General features: G+C 39.8%; 20 protein-coding genes. 2 read left to right on the top strand and 18 right to left on the bottom strand.

The features are described from left to right. Positions 1 to 6: 6 nt before the first annotated feature. The 13 genes from rbsD to rpe form a co-directional block, all read right to left on the bottom strand. Positions 7 to 402: a D-ribose pyranase gene (gene rbsD / locus BM101_RS08210; protein ID WP_087033807.1), complete on the bottom strand. Its 396-nt coding sequence runs from the start codon at positions 400 to 402 to the stop codon at positions 7 to 9. After that, positions 377 to 1,282: a ribokinase gene (gene rbsK / locus BM101_RS08205; protein ID WP_087033808.1), complete on the bottom strand. Its 906-nt coding sequence runs from the start codon at positions 1,280 to 1,282 to the stop codon at positions 377 to 379. Before rbsK ends, rbsD begins: the two co-directional genes overlap by 26 nt. After that, positions 1,275 to 2,258 (bottom strand): LacI family DNA-binding transcriptional regulator, encoded by a 984-nt coding sequence (locus BM101_RS08200; RefSeq protein ID WP_087033809.1) that lies wholly within the window; start codon positions 2,256 to 2,258, stop codon positions 1,275 to 1,277. The genes rbsK and BM101_RS08200 overlap by 8 nt, the downstream gene beginning before the upstream one ends. Before the next feature lie 210 nt (positions 2,259 to 2,468). Further along, the gene (locus BM101_RS08195; RefSeq protein WP_087033810.1) at positions 2,469 to 2,678 is read right to left on the bottom strand and encodes a hypothetical protein; all 210 of its coding nucleotides are present in this window, start codon (positions 2,676 to 2,678) and stop codon (positions 2,469 to 2,471) included. Between the two features lie 5 nt (positions 2,679 to 2,683). Next, complete coding sequence (locus BM101_RS08190) at positions 2,684 to 3,331, bottom strand: class II aldolase/adducin family protein (protein WP_087033811.1); 648 nt, start codon at positions 3,329 to 3,331, stop codon at positions 2,684 to 2,686. 18 nt (positions 3,332 to 3,349) lie between these two features. After that, on the bottom strand, positions 3,350 to 4,270 hold the full coding sequence (locus tag BM101_RS08185) for a 1-phosphofructokinase family hexose kinase (protein ID WP_087033812.1): 921 nt from the start codon (positions 4,268 to 4,270) through the stop codon (positions 3,350 to 3,352). Between the two features lie 24 nt (positions 4,271 to 4,294). Continuing rightward, positions 4,295 to 5,677: a PTS galactitol transporter subunit IIC gene (locus BM101_RS08180; protein ID WP_087033813.1), complete on the bottom strand. Its 1,383-nt coding sequence runs from the start codon at positions 5,675 to 5,677 to the stop codon at positions 4,295 to 4,297. A gap of 33 nt (positions 5,678 to 5,710) precedes the next feature. Next, a complete protein-coding gene (locus tag BM101_RS08175; RefSeq protein WP_087033814.1) occupies positions 5,711 to 5,986 on the bottom strand; it encodes a PTS sugar transporter subunit IIB in 276 nt (91 codons plus the stop codon). Continuing rightward, the gene (locus BM101_RS08170; RefSeq protein WP_087033815.1) at positions 5,983 to 6,459 is read right to left on the bottom strand and encodes a PTS sugar transporter subunit IIA; all 477 of its coding nucleotides are present in this window, start codon (positions 6,457 to 6,459) and stop codon (positions 5,983 to 5,985) included. Before BM101_RS08170 ends, BM101_RS08175 begins: the two co-directional genes overlap by 4 nt. Before the next feature lie 5 nt (positions 6,460 to 6,464). Next, positions 6,465 to 8,483 (bottom strand): BglG family transcription antiterminator, encoded by a 2,019-nt coding sequence (locus BM101_RS08165; protein WP_087033816.1) that lies wholly within the window; start codon positions 8,481 to 8,483, stop codon positions 6,465 to 6,467. A 498-nt stretch (positions 8,484 to 8,981) separates the two neighbouring features. Then, positions 8,982 to 10,871 (bottom strand): beta-N-acetylhexosaminidase, encoded by a 1,890-nt coding sequence (locus BM101_RS08160; protein WP_087033817.1) that lies wholly within the window; start codon positions 10,869 to 10,871, stop codon positions 8,982 to 8,984. Between the two features lie 825 nt (positions 10,872 to 11,696). After that, positions 11,697 to 12,146, bottom strand: coding sequence for a ribose 5-phosphate isomerase B (gene rpiB, locus BM101_RS08155; RefSeq protein ID WP_087033818.1), 450 nt, complete (start codon positions 12,144 to 12,146; stop codon positions 11,697 to 11,699). 16 nt (positions 12,147 to 12,162) lie between these two features. Next, positions 12,163 to 12,825, bottom strand: a complete 663-nt coding sequence (rpe, locus tag BM101_RS08150; RefSeq protein ID WP_087033819.1) for a ribulose-phosphate 3-epimerase — start codon at positions 12,823 to 12,825, stop codon at positions 12,163 to 12,165. A gap of 227 nt (positions 12,826 to 13,052) precedes the next feature. Here rpe and BM101_RS08145 point away from each other — a divergent pair, with 227 nt between their 5' ends. Then, on the top strand, positions 13,053 to 14,066 hold the full coding sequence (locus BM101_RS08145) for a LacI family DNA-binding transcriptional regulator (protein ID WP_087033820.1): 1,014 nt from the start codon (positions 13,053 to 13,055) through the stop codon (positions 14,064 to 14,066). A 131-nt stretch (positions 14,067 to 14,197) separates the two neighbouring features. Here BM101_RS08145 and BM101_RS08140 read toward each other — a convergent pair whose 3' ends face one another. From BM101_RS08140 to BM101_RS08120, 4 genes are all read right to left on the bottom strand, one after another. Beyond that, positions 14,198 to 14,701 (bottom strand): PTS sugar transporter subunit IIA, encoded by a 504-nt coding sequence (locus BM101_RS08140; protein ID WP_087033821.1) that lies wholly within the window; start codon positions 14,699 to 14,701, stop codon positions 14,198 to 14,200. 184 nt (positions 14,702 to 14,885) lie between these two features. After that, entirely contained in the window at positions 14,886 to 15,623 is a 738-nt protein-coding gene (locus BM101_RS08130) for a DeoR/GlpR family DNA-binding transcription regulator (protein WP_087033823.1), read from the bottom strand. Positions 15,624 to 15,790: 167 nt separating this feature from the next. Further along, positions 15,791 to 17,167 (bottom strand): PTS transporter subunit EIIC, encoded by a 1,377-nt coding sequence (locus BM101_RS08125; RefSeq protein WP_087033824.1) that lies wholly within the window; start codon positions 17,165 to 17,167, stop codon positions 15,791 to 15,793. A 57-nt stretch (positions 17,168 to 17,224) separates the two neighbouring features. Beyond that, entirely contained in the window at positions 17,225 to 18,151 is a 927-nt protein-coding gene (locus tag BM101_RS08120) for a sugar phosphate isomerase/epimerase family protein (RefSeq protein ID WP_087033825.1), read from the bottom strand. A 317-nt stretch (positions 18,152 to 18,468) separates the two neighbouring features. Here BM101_RS08120 and BM101_RS08115 point away from each other — a divergent pair, with 317 nt between their 5' ends. Next, on the top strand, positions 18,469 to 18,795 hold the full coding sequence (locus tag BM101_RS08115) for a (4Fe-4S)-binding protein (RefSeq protein WP_342746180.1): 327 nt from the start codon (positions 18,469 to 18,471) through the stop codon (positions 18,793 to 18,795). 182 nt (positions 18,796 to 18,977) lie between these two features. Here the strand turns inward: BM101_RS08115 and BM101_RS08110 are convergent, their stop codons facing one another. After that, complete coding sequence (locus tag BM101_RS08110) at positions 18,978 to 20,195, bottom strand: MFS transporter (protein WP_087033873.1); 1,218 nt, start codon at positions 20,193 to 20,195, stop codon at positions 18,978 to 18,980. Positions 20,196 to 20,468 lie beyond the last annotated feature (273 nt).

The raw sequence follows: 20,468 nt of genomic DNA, 5'->3' as shown, positions 1-20,468 counted from the left end.
CACCTCCTAGAATAGGACTCCTGATTGCAAAATAATATTTGAATAAGGTGTAGCTTCTCCTGTACGAATAACGGCTTTTGCCTGTCCGGTTTGTTTTTTGAACGCCTCATGCGTAACAAATTCAATGTCGACGCCTTCTATTCGCTCTTTGACAGCCTGGAATTGCCCACTGTTCTGGTCTTTTATCTCTTCGGCTAAAATGACTTTTTCAACTTCCATTTCCTTCAATAGAATATCCAATACTTTCTGAAAAGAAGGTTCATGCAGTTGCAGGGATAAGTCGATTTTTTTCACACCATCCGGCACCGGCAAGCCAGCATCTCCGATTACGATCTGATCCGTATGGCCCAAATCAGCCAATACCTTGGCAATCTCGCTATTCAATATTCCATGTTTTTTCATATTTATCATTTCCTTTCATTTCTTCTAATGTTGGCATGCCGCCTTGAGCACCGAACTTCTGAATCGATAAGGCTGCGGCTAGATTGCCGAAATGCAAGCTTGCTTCCATATCCAACCCTGAGGTAATCCCAACGGCAAAGGCGCCGTTAAACGTATCCCCTGCTCCTGTGGTATCTACCGGCGTTACGTGATAGGATGGGATAATCCTCTCTGAAATGCCATCATGGTAGCAGACACCTTTCGAGCCAAGAGTGACGATCAATTTCTTAGGATATTTCTTAACCCCTTCCGAAACCGTTAAACCAGGAAACATCAGCTTGAATTCGCTCTCATTTGGTGTGATGAAAGTCACTTTTTCAAGACTATCTTCATCCAAGGTTCTTGCAGGTGCTGGGTTATACAAAACTTTGACATCTTTCTCGTAACAAACCGCAATGATTTTATCAACGACATCCTGAGGCAGTTCATTCTGGATGATAACCAAGTCTGTCTGTTCCATCTCGGCAGCCAACTTCTCTACTCTGTCGAGATCGAAGGCATTATTTGCGCCTGGAATATAGACGATGGCATTGTCCCCGTCCACAATCGTGATGTGGGCCGATCCGGAAGGGAAATGTGTAACCCGTTCCACATTTTTTACAGCTATTCCATTAGTCGCTAAATTCTTTACTAGCTCTTGTCCAAAGATATCATTTCCGACGGTCCCTACCATCGACACGTGGCCACCCAAGCGTGCACTTGCGACAGCCTGATTGGCCCCTTTTCCTCCAAACGTTGTTTTAAAATCTTTTCCAGTGATTGTTTCGCCCGTCTCGGGGCGTCTATCTGCAGTGACCACAAAATCTGTGGAAATACTCCCTACAACCATGATATTACGCATCTTCATCCTTCTCTCTCAGTGATTCTCTTATTATTAAGGTTACAGGTAACTGAATCCTTTTCTTTTCAATCATTTTATTTTCAATGCATTTACACAACAGCTCTGCACCTTTATAGCCTATTTCATATGCAGGTTGCGCAATCGTCGATAAGCCCGGGAACATTAATGCACTGAAAGGCATATCATCATAACCGATGATCTGTAGCTCATCCGGGATACGAATTCCTCTTTTTATCGCTTCCCGCATGACCGCTAAAGCATACACGTCATTCGAAGCAATGACACTATCCGCATTAGGGAATTGATCTAAGAAATGCTGCGCCGTTTTTTCGGCAGAGTCAAACTGATAGGTATCGGTTTGGAATAATTGATAAGGAATTCTTGCTTTATTCAACACTTTTAAATTTCCGGCTAAACGATCATGTGAACTCGGGATATCTTTTGGCCCTACCATGATGACAATATTTTTCGCCTGCCTTTCCACTATTGCTTGTGCAGCCAACTCTCCACCATGATGATCATCCGTATGAACTGCATAATCGGTTTCATTATTCACCCTGTCCAATAATACAATGGGAATACCATTCAGCTCCTTGGTGTTCCCTTGCACAGCCGATAAGACGCCGGCAACATTATTTTGTGCAAAAATCTTAAGATATTCCTTTTCCTTTTCCAAATCACCTTGGACATTGCCCAAAATTAGGCTATAACCCCTTTCGTTCACTTTATCTTCTACACCTTTGGCCACTAACGGGAAAAATGGATTTGCAATATCAGGCAACAATAACCCAATCAACTTGGACTTCTTCTGATAGAGTGATCGGGCCACCTCATTGGGATAAAAATCCAACAACTTTATGGCTCTCTCAACTTTTTCACGTGACGCTTTCCCGACATACCCGCTATTGTTCAACGCTCTCGAAACCGTCGCCACTGAGACACCAGCTAATTCTGCCACTTCTTTGATTGTCGCCATTTCTTTCACCCCATCCATCAACTACATTTGTGTAACCGATTACATAAATAGATTAACATACCATGTTAACGATTGCAACCGAAATTTATTAAAAATTTCAAAAAGGATCCCAAAAATAACCAGAAAACTTTACACTCGAAAAACGAGTCTTTAGTTTCCTGGTTATCCTTCGTTTATGATTAAGTCATTTTATCTTTTTTCTCTAATCCTTTATATTTTTTTCCGCATGCTCTTCTCAACTACAAGTTCTTTGTAGTTTTTATTCATCTTCGGATTATCTTGTCGGTAAACTTTCAACGCTATACTCGAAGCAATCAAAGCCGCTGCGATGATCCAGACGCTGTTGTTGAACATGGAAAGTGCAAATAATAGGCATCCTGCAAATAGGCTCAGATTAAAGACAAACTCTCTCTTCTTCATTATGATCACTCCACTAAATTGTATTCGTAATCTTCTACTTCCATGTTATGGATGCCCAGTCTGTCAAAAACCATTGATTTATAGGCGATGTAGGCATTATATTCCAGTCTTTCCAATGAATCATATGCTCTGTTGAGCGTTGTGTCCAAAACCAATACCCCGTGCTGTTTTAACAACATTGCTTTGGACTTTACATCGTCCCCCAGAGATTCAACATACGTCTTTACTTCCTCGGCTAATTCAGGAGAACACGCTGGATAGAAGTCCAGGCAAGGAATTCTTCCAAATTTTTGGGTTGCTTCGGTAAGATTCGGCATCTCCATCCCCATTGTAGCGAATACCATGGATTCTCTGGCGTGACCATGAATGACCGCACCGATATCTTTATGCGTTTTGAAGCAGGCCATATGCATATTGATTTCGCGCGTCAGTCTGCCATCGCCTTCGATAACGTTCTCATCCATATCCACAACCAATATTTGATAAGGGGAAATATCGCATAAATGATCTTGCGACATGAGTGTCGGTGTCATAATGATGTGTTTATCGTTCATCCGCACGCTGACATTGCCTCCAGCCGCATTCGTTTCAAATCTATCAAACATGGTTCTGACAATCTCAGCTAATCTTTCTCTCTCTTGTTGGTATAACATGCAATCCGCTCCCTTTTCCTATAGTCTGTTTATCGTTACTTCCCGTTGTAAGTCCAATGCATCTTCGATGTCAAAACTAGTACTGTCATTGTTCTTCACTTTGCTTGCGGCACACCCACTTGCAAAACGTAAACATTCTTCGATCGGCTTTTTCAGGTAGAACATGGACAGAAATGCCCCCACAAAGCAATCGCCAGCTCCGGTATCATTGACTTCCTCAACCTTGGGGGCGATGACTTGAAATTGTTCGCCCTGATACTGGCAAAAGCTGCCTTTCTCCCCTTGCGAGGCGATCACGCAGTCGACCCTTTCGGATAGTGCCTCCAGATTTTCCGTAAGACTCTGATTTTTCGAAACGATTTCCTGCAATTCAAATTCATTCGGCTTGATGAAATGAACGCCTACTTCGACCGCTTTCAGCAAAGCCTCCCCGGATAGGTCGCAGGCAATGAAGCAGCCGCTATCCTTCAAAACATACAGAAGCTCTTCCAGGTCTGAAATAAGATAATTCTGCGGGAGAGATCCGGCTATCAGGACCATGTCTTGGCTGGTTACCTTCTGCCTTACTTTCTCCAATAAATTTCTTTTTTCAAACTCAGAGACAACCAGTCCTTTCTCCGTGAACATCGTGCTTCCGCTGACCCCCTCTTCTAAGACGATATAGCATTCCCTTGTGGACTCATCGGCCACCTCGGTAAATTCGTGCCTGATGTTTTTTTCAGTCAAGATGTCGTACAAAGCGGCTTTGTTATTTGTCCCGCACAGCCCCATCGCCAGGTTATCGATCTTAAGTTTACTCATCACGTAAGAGCCATGGAGACCTTTGCCGCCTAAATCGTAGGTTACTTTGCTGATCCGGTTTGTTTTTCTTTTGACAAGCTCCTCACCGATAAACAATAAACGATCTATCGCTGGGTTTAACGTAATTGTATAGATCATCCGTATCCCTCACTTCTTTACTTTTTAAGCTTCATTCGGTTCCATATCCCAGGATTCCTCGTTGGGAACGACGGGTTCATTTGCTGCGCGCTTTTTCATGACTTTGAAGTAAAGGACAAACAAGGCTACCCATATTGCCGCTAAAACGAATCCGATAACTTTAAATTGCAACAGTTCCGTCAATACGAAGCGGACGTCCGGTAATTCCAATGTGCTCCAAGTGATTTTTTGCCCTTGAGCAAGTTCGACCGCACCGGTATCACTTGCCAATTTTGTGATGGTATTAGCGAAATGGGACGCTGCATATAAGAAGACCGGAGTCCCGATGACGCTGAGGATGAACATCCGGATCAAGTTCCCGCCAGTTACGACTAACGCCGGGACAACCATTCCGATATTCAAGATGCCCGCGAATGGAAGGACTGCGTTTCCAGGCAAAATGAAGGCAAACAGTAGCGTTACAGGCACTACGAGAATCAGGATAACCCAAACCTCACTGCTTCCTGCAAGAATCGGCCAGTCCAATCCAATGAACATTTCGCGATCTTTGAATTTATTCTTCATAAAGTCAGACATCGCTTCAGAAATCGGGGATAGGGCCTGCATGAATAGTTTCGATACCATAGGGAACAAGGTCATCGCTGTTGCTGCTTGCATACCCAGCATCAAGGATGCTCCGACTGAATAGCCGCCGCCAAGACCTAAGACAAACCCGATGATGAATCCCATGACATGATTCTCGCCGAACATACCGATTTTTTCTTTTAACATCGTCGCATCCATCTCTTTGTTAAGAGCCGGTATTCTTCTCAACAATAAATCAAACGGCATCAATAAAGCTCCCAGCATCATCATCCCATGGGACACGGTTACGCCAGGGATACCTGATAATCTTTCGATTTCCGGCTGGTTGATGTCGGCGAACAGCAATTCCAACACGACTGTTATCGCAGCGCCGATAAATGCAAGATACAGATTATTTGTCACACCGACGATCAAAACGGCAGTAAAAATTTTCCCCCAGACATTCCATAAGTCGACGTTCAATGTTTTCGTTTTATTCATCGCAAGCATGATTCCATTGATCAGCAGCTGCAACGGGAACATCAGGAAGGCATATGGCCATGCCCATGATAGCGTCGCCATGGATGTCCACCCGCCATCGATGACAGTCAACGAAATACCGGTCCGTTCAGCCAATGCCTGTGCTGCAGGTGCCAACGCACTCATCATGAAGCCGATGACTAAGTTCATCCCGATAAAGGCTACCCCAAGCGTGATACCTGCACTGATTGCATCCTTTGATTTCATCTTGACCAATAATCCAATCAGTATCATTAACGCCGGAATAAAAACTGCAGATCCTAAATTTAATACATTCTGTATAATCTGTTGCAAAGTCTCCATTGTTTTTCTCTCTCCTTCAAACTGATATTGGTTTTACTTCAAAGCATCGACTAATTTCTGTGTTTCTTCCTCAATGCCCATGCCGGTTAAAAATGCGATGCCATTTAAAGTTGGAATATTATATGTTTTCGTTGGCTTCGTAATGGAAATGTAAACGTCGCTTTGTTTAACATATTGATCCAATGATTTAATATCGACGGCATCGACGACTGCATTAATTTTCTTTTCAGTCAGAATGCGTTTCACTTTTGATGCTACGGTTTGACTTGTTGCTACACCACTGCCACATGCTACGATTACTCTTTTCATACTTCAACACTCCCAAATTCATTTTTTAGTAGTTCTTCCATTTTTGAAATATTCACCATGCTGTTAAATGCATCAATGAAATGTTTGTCTCTGAACTGTGTCATGATATTTGATAATAACCCTACCTGCTCTTGCGGTTCTTTGATGCCCAAGAAAAATACCGTGTCAATATCCACCCACTCATCGAATGTTCCCATTTGTACGAATTTGACAGGCTTGGTTAACGTCACTACGAATATGAAGGGTTTTTTCACATGGATCACATCCGTATGGGGAATCGCTAAATTCACCATATCGGTTTGCAGCCCGGTTGGGAAAACCTTCTCTCTTGCCGTAACCGCTTCAAAGAAAGTATCTTCTGTGTAGTCCTCTTCCTCCAGTATGTCACTTACATATTCGAACAATTCTAACTGTGATTCAAATTCCTTATTCAATCTGATCAACTTGCTGTCAAATAAATCGGAATATTCCATCTACTTCACCCTCTCCTAAATATATCCAACACTTCTTCCATATCATTGGATTCCAATATTCTATTTTTTTGTTCGTCGTTCAAAAAGGTATCATTCAGATTCAATAGCCACGGCACATGTTCGTTATTCCTGCATGGCGCAAGCGCTACAATAATATCCACTTCTGATCCATTCGGCGCATGTATGGCCTTTTTCAGGATAAGTATCTGGACATCCGCTTCGATGACACCCTTATCCGGAGCTGCATGCGGCAAAAATACATTAGGACCGATCACCATCGTTTCATAGGATTCATAGAAGATCTTTTTGCACTCTTCCACATAATCCTGCGTAATGGATTGTCTGTTGCCCATCTCATAAAAAGCCAAATCGATGATTTCATCCCAAGGGACATTCTCATGAACGATGGTTATTTGGGACGAATCTTTCAACAGATCCACATTTTTTTCTTGTAGTGGGACCGGTAATTTTTTATCTTCAAAAAATCCTTCCACTTTCCCGGAAATCAAATCCATTTTATCTTTCGGAATGAGTTCCGCTAAATAAGCCATTATTTCCTTCGCTTGTTTGGATGCATCCGATTCAATGGCCTCTTCCACCTGTTTCCTTAGTCTGAACCGCGATAATTCATCCAGCAGCGAGGGGACCAAAAAATTCACTATATCCGTATGGATAGGGATGGTTGAGAAAATAAAATCGACAGCCGGTGGTTGCGCCTCAAATTTCCTTAGGGAATAGACATCAATGAATTTTATTTTCGGAAATTCTTCCTTTAAGGTGCCGAGCAATAATTTTGATATGGATGTCCCGCTCCTGCAAAGGACCACCGCAGTAAACACCGGTTGAAGTTTCTCCTCATAGGTTTGATAGATTTCTCCTAAAAATATCATGGCAATCAAGGCGATTTCATCATCCGTGAAGGTTATCCTTAATTCATCTTCGAATAACCGCAAGGCTTTTTTGACAACCAGATAAATGGCATGATGTTTTTCCATGAATTGTCCAGTCAATGGATTATAGACGTGAAGTCCTAATTTCAGCCGGTAGATAGCCGGTTTCATGTGCATCAGTAATCTTTTCTTGAGATCTAGGAACTTCGGGAAGCTGATTGCCATATTTTCCTCGATCGATTTGATCAATCCGCAAACGAGTTCTTCCATATTCATTTCACTGTACTGGATGATCTCTTCCCTGAAATCGATGATGCTGGAGGACAGTACTTGCATCGTCAGATACTTCAGATCCATTTCAGACAGGAATGAGTAGCTCCAAAATATCGATTTGATCCTTGGATACTCTTTGGTCCCTTTTATGTCATGTGCAATATCAGAGAAATCCAAGTTTTGCTTGCTGAACTTAGCTCTTAGGATCGTTCCCATAAGCAAGTATGGCAGCGCATCCAAAACCTCGTCCGAAAAAAATATTCCCAGCTCGATCTCAATCTTCTCCAACCTTTTTCTTAAATGAAATATTTCATCTTTCTCCATAATGCCCTTTTCAAACAATATGAATTTCCCAGCGGGTATTTTTAACAACGTATGGATAGAATCAGCTAGTGTATTCCGGACATCACATTCATGGCCTTGGATATTATACCCGCAGCTCCTGGAGTATTTAATTTCTATACTCTCCGAAATGTCACTTTTCAATTCTTTTATATCCGCCAATGCCGTATTTTTGCTGACATACACATAATCTGCCATTTCCTGGAGCGGGTTATATCCTTCGCCGATCAACAGCTTAATGAGAATAAGCGTCTTCCTTATCTTTGGACTGTAGAAGGAATACAGCTTTTGATTCTTTTTCAAAACATATTGATACGTTACATCAACTCCCTCTTCAGTCAAATATAAGTGGCTTCTTTTACGGACGATGACAGTATCGCCCAATAGAGCGTTGATATTATCCAGTTCGTCACTTACTTCTTGTTCGCTCATGCTAAATGTCTTCATTAAGCTGTTTAATGTTACTTCTTCACTAGTCAAGAAATAAGACATCACATCCAGCGAATATGTTTTGATCATATTTCATTCCTCCTTACACATAAAATATTACCAGACAAATCTTTTATTTTTGGATGATTCATCCCAATTAAAAATAGCGCTTTCACTATTTGTTGTGATGAACTTCCGAAAGGTCCATTCAGTCCTTATTAAGCAGCGATAAAAAGAAAAAAATAAAGACCATCACAGTCCACGTATAGTAATTTTCATATCACTATACTGATGAAAAGGAATTGTCTCTATTCTTAAAATTATAACAGGAAGCGAACTTTTATTAAAGCGGTTCAAAGATAGTTTGGTTTTCGAACACATTTACGAGTTTTGTCCGCTATAATTACGTAAAATAAAAATAAACGCTACAAAAAATTGTTTACATTCCTATAAAAGCCTCACAATCAGTTCATCCAACTACTTTCTGATTGTTTCGAACTTAGCATTAATCCATCTCGGCCTATGTACTCACTGGGAAGCTTACGTCAAGCCGTCTCAAAAAGACCCAAAAAACATTTCCCCATCTCCCTAAACACCTGAGAACTTCCCTGCTGTCACTATGTCTTTATAGAAACCTCGGCCCAATGTTCCTTCTGTAATATTATATGTATTAGAGAATGGTAGTTTTGTTTCTTTTAATTCGGCAATCTCTTCTAACTCACCATTTAAGTACGCTGTTACACGGTCAATTGTCGTATCCATTCTTGCGATTGTTCCGCCGTAACGGATATCCAACACTTCCCATCCAAACGGTTTATTGTGTTCCATCCAAGCCTTGCGATGTGCCAATCTCAAGTTATTAAGCGATCCTTTGAGAGTGATAGCCGTATCCAGACTTTCCTGAAGCAGTTCTTTATCATTGCTGTCGTATGCTTTTTTCAAGTGAAGACCAATTTCTGCTTTCAGACTCAAAGTTTCGGCGAGTTGTTGATAAAATTCAAAAATAGAAGTTAAATCTGAATTTGGGTGGGCTAATTTCCCCAGATCCTCAGCTAACTGCAGATAATGTTTCTCCATACTCAGCCCAGCGATGTTCGCATCAAAGAGCCCCAAAAGCGGATCTTGCCATAATAGAATCTTGGATCCAGCGGATGTATTGATATTATTTTTCGCTACACCAGGCGTTTCATCAAATTGATTCAAAAGCCCGAATTCTGCTAATGCATAGCCAGTATTATGTTTGAACTCTTTCGACATCTGCACCTCATCAACTTCATCCCGGTAAGACATATCAGCAAACAATTGTAATCCCGGCAGGGCTGATAAAATAGGGGTTTCGCCACCATCATCACCCCATAACGTTGCGAATACTTCTTGAATGCCATTCCGCTTGCAACTCCTTAAAGATGCTTTTGTGGTTTCAAAAGACTTCCCATAGTTTGGCGCCACCCCATTCCAAGTCCAAACGCCGCCAGCAAAAATAACTTTTTTCTTCATCGTTTGATGCTTTCTCAATAAGATATCATAGGTTTCTTCACTTTCGTGGTAATAATCCCATAAGACCATATCAACATTCGGTATACCATCAATGATTTCGGTGGGGATATTACTGTCTAAATCATAATAGTCACCCGTCTTGGATCCAAAGCGGTAATACATATCGCTCCATATCATCGGTTCCAAACCGTATTTCTCCGTAATCTTAACCACTTCCGCTAAGTGCTCGTTCATTATCTCAAAGCGATTCCGGCTACCATTTCTCATGTGATAGACACCGGTTCCTAAGCCGAATGCCTCATCCATGCCTATATGGATCCGTTTGGAACGGAATGGTTTTGAGGCCGAGTGAATCAGTTTTTCCAAGAATTCATAAGTCTTCGGCTCTCCGACTAACACCACATCTGAAGTATCCCTGATACTCCTTACATACTCGTATTTTAAGGCTGACTCCAAATGTCCGAGCGTTTGGATGCATGGAACCATCTCAATCCCTAAGTCAAAGGCATAATCATCTAATTCTTTTAATTCCTCTTCCGTGTATCGTCCGCGCAAATAACCAAAATAGGGGTATTCCTTTACTTCATAGGTATCTTCGGTGTACAGCATCGCTAAGTTCAATCCCAGCTTCGCCATATACTTCAAAAGTATTTTCATTCCATCAAGATGTAATACGGCATTCCGGGAACAATCGACCATGACGCCGGCCTTCTCAAATTGGATGCTTTCCTGTTTATTAAAAAATTGTCCTTGGTTATATTGGTGAAGCCATAAATTCAAAAGGCGGAAAAAGGAAGTTTTGGAACTATATTCAATCACCCCATATCCCCCATCGAAGCGATAATTCAATTTCTTCGAGTTAACTTTTTTAACCTCAATGGGTATGCCCGCTTCATCGATTTGAATATCCAAAGATTTGGCCAGCAATTTCAAACCATTTGCCACTTCTGTCATATCACCTAAAAAACTCAACCTAATCATGCTGCCATTCCTCCTCTACGATTAATAGTTGTTCACTCAATCCCATCTTAAAAGAACATGGGAACCTTTACAAAAAATACATATCTTGCAACATCTACACATTCGCAGATCTATCGGTTTATTCAACCAATTGTAGCACTTAGCAAAGACGTTAGCGCCCATGTTTATATCCGCTGAAGGATAATACCTGAAAAAATAAATTTTTCGATAGCCTTTAGAAGTCCCATGTTCCCTGAAATCATCATATCTTCTAACGTCAAACTGATTTATGAGGAGTTTCATGCGTATTTCCGTGGAATTCTCCACACCAATCTTTGATTGTTTTTTACCTTTCAACTAACAAAGGAAAGAACCATTTTCGATGCCGTATTCAGATAAAAGGTTTAAGTGGAATTTAAGCTACTTTTTCAGCGCCTCGCGGCTTATGCAATCAGCTTTTTTATGTGCTATAGGTATCCATGTTTCTCGATCTGTATACAGCTATTTTTGGTTCGAAATTGCTATTTAGATATTATTAAATTGAATTCATATACTATAATAGTTGCTATTATAGTATATGAATTCAATAGGAACACGGCTGTCATCAAAGGTTATTCGCTCTTTATATAAAATTGGGAAAGAACTTTCTTTGTTGAGATATTCCTGGATTTTAGGACTGGCACTGAAGAATAGTGCGCTCGAAACAATCATTCTATTCCTGAGAATTGAAAAAACCCAGTGTTCGCCAGGATGAGTGTCATTCTGGCCAATACTGGGTTTTTATCCTTTTTTACGTATCAAACAGCAACTCTGGCATTATTAACCTATTTAGTTGCTCCTTCCACTTTAACGGTTATATTCTTTCTCAATTTCTTTAATCATCTCTACACGATTTTGATGCCTGCCACCTTCAAATTCGGCATTTAACCATTCAGAGACGATCATTTTAGCTAATTCAATTCCTACAACTCTTGACCCAAAAGCCAGAATGTTCGTATTATTGTGTTCTTTTGATAGTTTTGCGGAATAAGGTTCACTACAAACTACTGCTCTAATTCCTTTTACCTTGTTCGCAGAAATTGAAATACCAACTCCCGTACCGCAGATTAGAATACCCGCATCAAAATTTTCAGCAACTACCTCTTCAGCAACTTTTTTCCCATATTTAGGGTAGTCCGTTCGTTCAGATGTATAAGGACCAAAATCTTCCACTTCATGACCTAATTCTTTTAAATATTCGATAATAACGGGTTTTAATTCAAACCCGACGTGATCGCTCCCGATAGCAATTTTCATAATAATTTCTCCCCTTCTATACAAATAATTTATCTTTTTTTAAGCGTGAAATAATTTCATTGTAACTTTCTTCTTTACCGAACAATGCTGAAGTACCCAATACAAATCCATCTACCCCGATGTTACTTAGTTTCTCAATTTTTTCAGGCGATATTGCCCCGTCTACCATAATCTCAAAATTAAATTCTTCTTTTAACTCAACCAATCGTTCAATTTTTTGATCAGTAAAATCCAAGTATTTCTGTCCAGCAAAACCAGGATTAACCGTCATAACCATCACATAATCAACTAATGGCAAAAGATCCGTTATTGTTGAAACAGAGGTTCCTGGATTGATTGCGATACCAGCTCTTTTCCCTAAACTGCGTATTTTATCTAGTGTCCTTGTCGGATGAATATCCGCTTCTGGGTGGATATAAATGATATCCGCTCCTAACTCTGAGAACATTTCCACATAATTTCCTGGGTTCATAATCATCAAGTGAACATCTACAAGTTTGTCGGTACTTTTTCGAACAAGCTCAAAATCTTGTAATCCCATTCCAAAATTTGGAACAAAACATCCATCCATTATGTCCATATGAAAAATATCAGTGCCAGCTTTATCCAGTTCTTCTACATCCTTCTCTAAATTCGCAAAATCTGCACACATCATAGACGGACAAATAATTCTTCTCATAAAAATCAGCTCCTTAATTTGAGTAATCGTTTACCCATTACCCAAAAAAATAAATCCGATATTTTTGGGTAATCGTTTACCTATCGCACGTAAAATATACCACTGATAAATCAATCTTGTCAAGCCTAAGTTTGTACTTCGTTTTCAACTACATCTTTTATTTTTTGAGAAAATAGTGTAAACTCATGGGAAGATGGGTAAACGTTAACTCACGAGAGGTGAAAAATTTGGAAAATATTTCGATGAAAGACATTGCAGAATTAAGCGGAGTTTCTATTGCGACGGTTTCAAGAGTCCTTAATAATAATGGCCGATTTTCAGAGGAGACTAAGGAAAAAGTATTAAAGGTAATTGAAGAAACCGGCTACCAAATAAACTACTCGGCAAAAACATTACGGATGAATAAGAGTTTTTCGATTGGCATTTTGGTGCCGGATATTACGAACTTATTCTTCGCAAATGTCGTTGAACAGATTGAGGAAATTCTTTTTGATAAGGGATATTCAACAATTATTTGTAATACAGCAAGGGATGCCAAAAAGGAGAAAGCTTACTTATCTGTGCTAGTAAGTAAACTAATTGATGGTCTTATCATTATTTCTGGGGCTGATGATTTTGAGTTTGAACATCAATCGGCGAAGAAAGAAATTCCTTATGTATGCATAGACAGAGAGCCTAAGGATAAAGATAGAACGATCTTTATTTCATCTAACCACTATCAAGGTGCATTTGAAGCAACTGAAAACTTGATCGCGAATGGTGTCAAACATCCTGCAATAGTTCTTCATAAAAAAAGTTCTTCTAGCTCAAAAGAACGTTTTAGTGGATTCAAAGACGCGCTAAAGAAGAATAATATAGATTTCTCAAACGAAGAGAACACATTGTTCTTTCATACTAATAAACAAGAGAACAAAACCCTATTGAAAAATTTCGTTAATGATCATCCTGATACAGATGGATTATTTACGGTAAATGACAACATTGGATTGGATATCATCTTATTCCTCAAAGAACTGAACATTGATGTACCCAAAGACATAAAAATTATTGGATTTGACAACGTCCCTACTTGCGAATATTCCAACCCAACATTAAGCTCAATCAAACAAGATACAGAAAAAATTGCCAAAAAGGCAGTAAGTTCATTGATTAAACTAATCGATGGCCAAACAGAAGATAAAGGAAAAATTTATTTACTTCCAGTACAATTAATTGAAAGGGAGTCCAGTAAACTACAGTAAAAAAATACGCAAGATCCATCATCTTTCATGATGGCCCTTGCGTATTTCTGTTTTTTTATTTATTGCTCTTGAGAGCATCGACGCTTCCCACATGCATTCATTCTAAAATCTCAATATGAGCCATCGGCATATTAACCTACCAGCTTAACAAATCCAACATATTCATTCTCTGGATTTGTAGTTAAAGTAAATTCTCTACTTTCTAAATTGGTAATAATAACCATAACATCTGGGCTTTTGTTATTCTTCAAAATATAATCAAAATCCACTCTTCCCAATAGTTGTCCCTGCTTGATTATTTCTCCTTCATTAACAATCATGTCAAAGCCTTTTCCTTGAAGTTCAACCGTATCAATGCCTATATGAATTAATACCTCTAGTCCATTGGTGCTTTTCATTGCAATCGCATGCTTTGTAGGAAACACACTTAGTATTTCTCCATTTATTGGTGAAAATATTTCTTTTTTATTTTCCCCAGCAACCATCGCATACCCGTCACCTAACGCTTTTGAAGAAAATAATGGATCATCGACTATAGATAGCTCTTTAGTCTCCCCATCTACTACTTTAGTGAAATATTCTTTTTCTTCAGCTACAATAGTCTGCTTTTTTTTATTAAATAAATTTTTAAACATGCCTTCGCACCTTCCTTGCACTATGATAATTTAAATATTTCTTCATTTTGACTGTCACGGTGTTTGCATCCTGAATTCCGCCAGCAAACATAGGATTCTTTATACCACCTAGATCAATAACATCTCCGTTTGAAGCATTATAGATTTCTGCGCTTTTTCTAAACAGTCCCATCATGTTTCTCCGTTATTCAGAAATAATTGTCATTTCTTTTTCCAAATCTTTATCTGACTTATCAGATATCAGAACAATATCGCCTAAATCAAATGATTTTATAGTAGATACTTTATGGAATTTTGAACTGTCACACAGTAGAAAAGTCTTTTTAGAATGTTTGAAGACTTCTTTTTTCTTGGTTGCTTCAACCAAGTTTGGCGTTGTCACACCGAAAGTTAAATCTATCCCATTAGCGCCTAAGAATGCCTTGTCAAATATATAGTTTTTGATATTTGCTTCAGTCAAGGGGCCGCTTAATGACGATATATTGGGATTGTATGATCCTCCCAGGACGGTGATATCTGCTTCAATTTTCCCAGTTATCCCTAAAACGTTTGCATTTGTAGTGATAATATGGATTTTTTTATTGAGCAATTCTCCTAACAGAATCGTACAGGTGGATCCGGAATCTAAGTAAATTGTTTCACCTTCAACAATTTCTCTCATCGCAAGTTCCGCAATATATCTTTTTTCTTTCGTTTGTAAAGCTGTTTTTGTAGACATGGGTAGTTCAGAAATACTCGAACAAATCTTTACAGCTCCGCCCGATAACATCTGAACCTTATTGGCATTCTCCAGTTCCTTTATGTCTCTTCTCAGAGTGGAAACGGAAACACCCGGAATAAATTTTTGCAGCTCTTCTATTCTGATAAGTCCCCTATTTTCCAATACTTCTAATATTCTTTCTTGTCTTTCATATGGAATCATATAAATCTCCTTTCGACTATTTCCATAACTATATTATCAGCGCGAAACATTTTTTTCAAAATGGTGTATTTCATCAAAGCAATAATCCATGCTCTTTTAAAATACCACATTCATTCATAATATAGTAATGTAAATATTCATTTTGAAAGGAGACGTTTTTGATTCATTTATTCGAATAACGCATCATCTTTGTTTGTAAAGATATACCCTAGTACAGCCGAAACAATTAACGAAATAGCCAAGCCGATCATAGCTTGAATAAAATTCGATGAGTTTTCACCAACAAAAGCCGGGAAGGTTGTAACACTACCAAATACAAATGCGTTAGTGACAACTTTCATCAGACCTAGGTACGCGCCACCAACTGCTCCACCAATAATTTGAGCTAAGAATAACTTCTTATTTTTTACTAATAATCCAAAAAGTACTGGTTCAATAATCGCAGATAAGGCAATGGTAACTAACCCTGTGACTGCAAAATTGCGTAATTTTTTATTTCTTGCTTTAAAATATACTCCAATTGTTGTACCAATAACCGCAAAGTTACAAGCAAACGTAAAGGGTACAATATAGTCAAAACCATAAGTTGAGATATTATTGATCATAATTGGATTAACTGCCCAGTGAATACCTAAACTTACAAGAACACTCCAGCCGCCACCAATTAAGATTCCGGTTAGAACGCTGCTGCGTTCAATTAGCCAGTTAACGATGTTAGCGACAAATTCACCACTATATACACCGATTGGCCCGATTACAATCATTGTTAGCGGAATCATTATTGCCAATGAAACTAGCGGAACCACTACAAGCTTTAATGTTTCTGGGACCTTGGCATCCAAAAATTTGTACAGATAAGAAAAAGCCCAAATGGATAGAATGATCGGAACGACCGTTGAGTTATAGTTCATCAACACTACTGGAATCTTTAAGAAAGTTGTTGTAGCGCCATTACCAGTATTACCCATCAGAGCAATGAAATTAGGATTAAGCAGAGCAGCGCCGATTAGAGCTGAGAGATAAGGACTGGCTCCAAATCTCCGCGCGGAAGAAAACGCTAACAATACAGGCAAGAAATAAAAGACGCTAGTCGAAGCAACAGATAAAATGGTATACGTTCCACTGGTGTCACTTACCAAACCTAATTGTACGGCTAAAATTAATAACCCACGTAAAATCCCTGAACCTGCTAACGCTGGAAGCAAGGGTGCGAAAATTGCTGAAATCGCGGAGAAAATATTACTGATGATACTATCTGATTGCTCAGCTCCACTGCTGTCTATCTGAGCATTCGCATCACCTTTCACCAACGCCTCAAACTCATCGTATAGTTTTGGAACTTCAATGCCAATTAAAATTTGGTATTGACCAGCTTTGTTAACAACATTGACTACTCCATCAACATCTTTTACTGCTCTATCATTCGCTTTGGACGGATCCTTTAATGTCAATCTTAGACGAGTAGCGCAATAAGACATATTTGATATGTTCTCTGCTCCACCAACATTTTCCAGAATTCCTTTTGCGGTTACTTTATAATTCATTTTTCAACTTCCTCCTAATAAAATGATTATTGCTTAGTATTAGCAGTATTAGAAATCTTAGCTTAAGATTTCTAATACTAAATCGCTTACTTTTACTGCGCTATTTTGACTAATGATTTCCCCGATATAATCCATGCCTAATCTATCGATAAGAGAATCAATTTTTTTGATCATACGCATGTTTCTTTCACATTCTTCAGCTGGATCTTCAATAACTGGGAAAGTATCAAAAAAGTATGCGTGATCATAATTATGCAGTTTCGTATAATACATGAATTCAATTGTCTTAACCAGACTAGTTGTGCCAATCATCAAACCATCATCGTTCAACCCATATCCATCATTCAGATGAATACCAAACAATTTTCCTCGACTGCCTAAAATACTTGCCCCATAAGCCGGATTCTCATGTTTCATTAACATATGACAATAATCTAAAGTAATACCGATATTTTCTCTGTTGATCTCATACATCATTGACATCGCTAATCCCAGGCTGTCAATTAAAGCATACGCTCTTGGTTGAAATGGTTTGTATTCGATACTAATTTTAACATCCGGCGCATAATCTGCAATTTCAATCATACAGTTTTTGACTTGATTCCAAACTTTTTCATAATCGATTTGGAATGAATAGTCAAAGCCATCATACCCTAACCAAATAGTTACTACTTCTCCATCAATAGCACGGCAATAATCGCATGCATCTTTACATAACTGTAATGCATTATCGGAAATGTTTTTATCTGCATTTCCTAATTCTCCATTGATGAATTCATTTCTGAATCTTAACGCTACCCCATTTGCCTTAAGGTTATTGTCCTCTAAAAACCCTTTCATCTTCTCAGCAGAAATATCCTCAACGTGTTCGGGATAGTTCAAGTCTACATGTGTCAAACCAATTCGACTGAATTCTTTCAAAACTTCCTCTAAATCATTGTTGAATTTTGGCAAAAACGAATTGATTCTTGTCGCTAACTTCATCTCTTGTTCCTCCTTATTCTTTTCTTCCACATCATAATAGCATGCTCTCCCTCCAAATACAATCATTTATTTCCATTTTATTTCACTTTATTTCACTTTTTGTCAAAAAATAATTAAATGGCAAAAAATTTTACTACACGAAAAAAATGTAATTCGAATTTTATTCGCCCGTATAATCTAAACAGTATGTGGCAAAAACCGTTTTATCAGCCTCAAGGATCCTCCCAACGGACTATTTCTATTTTTCGGGGAAAAAATAGTGCGGCGAGAAACATTCCTGTACGAAGATTAGTATCGAAATGATATAATAGAAGCATATGAATCCGCTGCCAATAACGATTCAGAAATGGGAGGGCACCACTATGAACGAGTCTGAACTACTAGCGCAAGGTTATCGAAAATATACAGGGGAAAATGTCGATGTCTACTTCAACTTAAGCGTCTGCACACATTCGGGAAACTGCGTCCGGGGGAATCATGCCATCTTTGACATGAAAAGAAAGCCTTGGATATTACCTGATGCGGATTCGGCCGAGGAAGTGGCGCGCGTCATCCACACTTGCCCATCCGGAGCACTGAAATACAGACTGAAAGGCCAAGAAGAAATTCTGCCGACCTTCCCATTGGGAAATGTAAAAAAATAATTTTCAGTGAAATCTGAACACAGCGAAATGGGATATGTGCGATGCTGATTGTCAATGAAGCTCAGAAACAGCAAGCCCGTATTCACTTTTCAGCGAAAAAATAACCCGCGAAGGACGTCTCTGCGTCTTTCGCGGGTTATCTTATTTCACTCTAATGATGTTCGTTTCGAACCCTTCTGGAATCACTCCGCCACAAGCGGCTGCTCGTCTTCGACCGGCTTTTTCGTGGCCAACACCACCCCGATCAGCGCCAAGATGACCATCATGGCCGCCTCGATGAAAAAGATATCGCGGACGGAGCTCACAGGGTATACCCGTTCCAGCAGAGCGATGCCGTAGGGAGAAAAGGCGGAACCGAAATTAAACCCGACCAACAGCAAGGACGTCCGGTAGCCTGCATTTCCAGCGGTGGAAGCATTGATTTTATTGAACAAGTACGGGATGAACGTCCGGACGGAAAAGCCGCAAATGATCGCTCCTATGCCAGTCTGAAAAATACTGTTGGATGAACCGATCAGCAGCATCCCGATGCTCATAAAGAAAAAAGCCAGCGGAAGTGTGTATTTTTTCGTGACCCGATAGACTTTCCCGAAAAGAAAGCCGGCGGCCATGGCGCCTACCCCGATCAGAGCCAAGATGTTGCTGCTGTCAGTCGCATCGCCGTATCCTAGAGTAGTCATCAGAGTCGTAACCTTTACTGCGATGGACATATAGATGACGACAACGATAACCAACAGCACGATATAGCCAAGGAAGGCTCTTTTCCCGACTTCCGCTTCGTTGTTGGCCTTATTATTCGCCACCCTTTTCACGCTTGTGTTGAGTGATTTTTCTTTCCTGATTTCATCATAGGTGACATTCGGAACGAACAATAGGAATAGGATGAGGACTGGCAATGCGCTCAAATAAACCCAAAAAGAAGTTTGCCAATCGATCTTCAACAGCTGCCCCACAGCGAAAGTTGCCGTCATTCCACCCAAGCCTTCAAAAGCGCTCTGGAAACCGATCATGGCTGACCGCTCGTCACCGTCATAAAAATGGCTGATAATCGCAATGAGCAGAGAATTGAACAGCCCTATACCAATGCCGAACAGCGCCCGCGAAATAAAGATGATCCAAAAATTATTTGTAATGGCCGGGATGATGCCGGAAACCAAGACAATCGCTATCCCGATCGCGATTGTCCGCTTATATCCCAAATACCGCGCAATCGTATTGCTCATCAGCACCGAAACGATGATGAAGAGCGCCGGGATCGTCGATAACATCTCGACTGTCGATAAAGGGACATCAGCGAATGTCTTGGCCATGGCCGGGATGTTGGCTGCGACAGCCCCTCCCGAGACGACAATAAACGAGACCGATAGGATCGATATTTTCTTCAATAGTTCGTTCTTCATAAGGAATCCGCCTTTCCGCGTTGTATGCTCCTCTGTATTTTTTCTGGAGCGAGTGTCCGATTTCATCAATCCTAACACCTGGAGTGCACTCCAGGTCAAGACTATTTAAAAAGGTTTTCTCTTTTTAGAAGAATACTTGACTTCGAGTTAACTCCAGGGTGTAGAGTATGTTTGTAGTAAAAGATGGTGGCGGCGAAAAAACATAATAAAATATAAATTTTTTCTTTTAGATGCTCCACCTCTTGACTTGGAGTCAACTTCAAGTTAATGTAG

The sequence above is a fragment of the Trichococcus palustris genome, from assembly GCF_900114465.1.
GTDB classification, from domain to species: domain Bacteria; phylum Bacillota; class Bacilli; order Lactobacillales; family Aerococcaceae; genus Trichococcus; species Trichococcus palustris.
This window is presented reverse-complemented; position numbering and strand designations above follow the sequence as displayed.

Bases quoted from the DNA above. Each gene is read 5' to 3' on its own strand.
- rbsD (WP_087033807.1), bottom strand. From the start codon at position 402: ATGAAAAAACATGGAATATTGAATAGCGAGATTGCCAAGGTATTGGCT.
- rbsK (WP_087033808.1), bottom strand. From the start codon at position 1,282: ATGCGTAATATCATGGTTGTAGGGAGTATTTCCACAGATTTTGTGGTC.
- BM101_RS08200 (WP_087033809.1), bottom strand. From the start codon at position 2,258: ATGGCGACAATCAAAGAAGTGGCAGAATTAGCTGGTGTCTCAGTGGCG.
- BM101_RS08195 (WP_087033810.1), bottom strand. From the start codon at position 2,678: ATGAAGAAGAGAGAGTTTGTCTTTAATCTGAGCCTATTTGCAGGATGC.
- BM101_RS08190 (WP_087033811.1), bottom strand. From the start codon at position 3,331: ATGTTATACCAACAAGAGAGAGAAAGATTAGCTGAGATTGTCAGAACC.
- BM101_RS08185 (WP_087033812.1), bottom strand. From the start codon at position 4,270: ATGATCTATACAATTACGTTAAACCCAGCGATAGATCGTTTATTGTTT.
- BM101_RS08180 (WP_087033813.1), bottom strand. From the start codon at position 5,677: ATGGAGACTTTGCAACAGATTATACAGAATGTATTAAATTTAGGATCT.
- BM101_RS08175 (WP_087033814.1), bottom strand. From the start codon at position 5,986: ATGAAAAGAGTAATCGTAGCATGTGGCAGTGGTGTAGCAACAAGTCAA.
- BM101_RS08170 (WP_087033815.1), bottom strand. From the start codon at position 6,459: ATGGAATATTCCGATTTATTTGACAGCAAGTTGATCAGATTGAATAAG.
- BM101_RS08165 (WP_087033816.1), bottom strand. From the start codon at position 8,483: ATGATCAAAACATATTCGCTGGATGTGATGTCTTATTTCTTGACTAGT.
- BM101_RS08160 (WP_087033817.1), bottom strand. From the start codon at position 10,871: ATGATTAGGTTGAGTTTTTTAGGTGATATGACAGAAGTGGCAAATGGT.
- rpiB (WP_087033818.1), bottom strand. From the start codon at position 12,146: ATGAAAATTGCTATCGGGAGCGATCACGTCGGGTTTGAATTAAAACCC.
- rpe (WP_087033819.1), bottom strand. From the start codon at position 12,825: ATGAGAAGAATTATTTGTCCGTCTATGATGTGTGCAGATTTTGCGAAT.
- BM101_RS08140 (WP_087033821.1), bottom strand. From the start codon at position 14,701: ATGTTTAAAAATTTATTTAATAAAAAAAAGCAGACTATTGTAGCTGAA.
- BM101_RS08130 (WP_087033823.1), bottom strand. From the start codon at position 15,623: ATGATTCCATATGAAAGACAAGAAAGAATATTAGAAGTATTGGAAAAT.
- BM101_RS08125 (WP_087033824.1), bottom strand. From the start codon at position 17,167: ATGAATTATAAAGTAACCGCAAAAGGAATTCTGGAAAATGTTGGTGGA.
- BM101_RS08120 (WP_087033825.1), bottom strand. From the start codon at position 18,151: ATGAAGTTAGCGACAAGAATCAATTCGTTTTTGCCAAAATTCAACAAT.
- BM101_RS08115 (WP_342746180.1), top strand. From the start codon at position 18,469: ATGAATCCGCTGCCAATAACGATTCAGAAATGGGAGGGCACCACTATG.
- BM101_RS08110 (WP_087033873.1), bottom strand. From the start codon at position 20,195: ATGAAGAACGAACTATTGAAGAAAATATCGATCCTATCGGTCTCGTTT.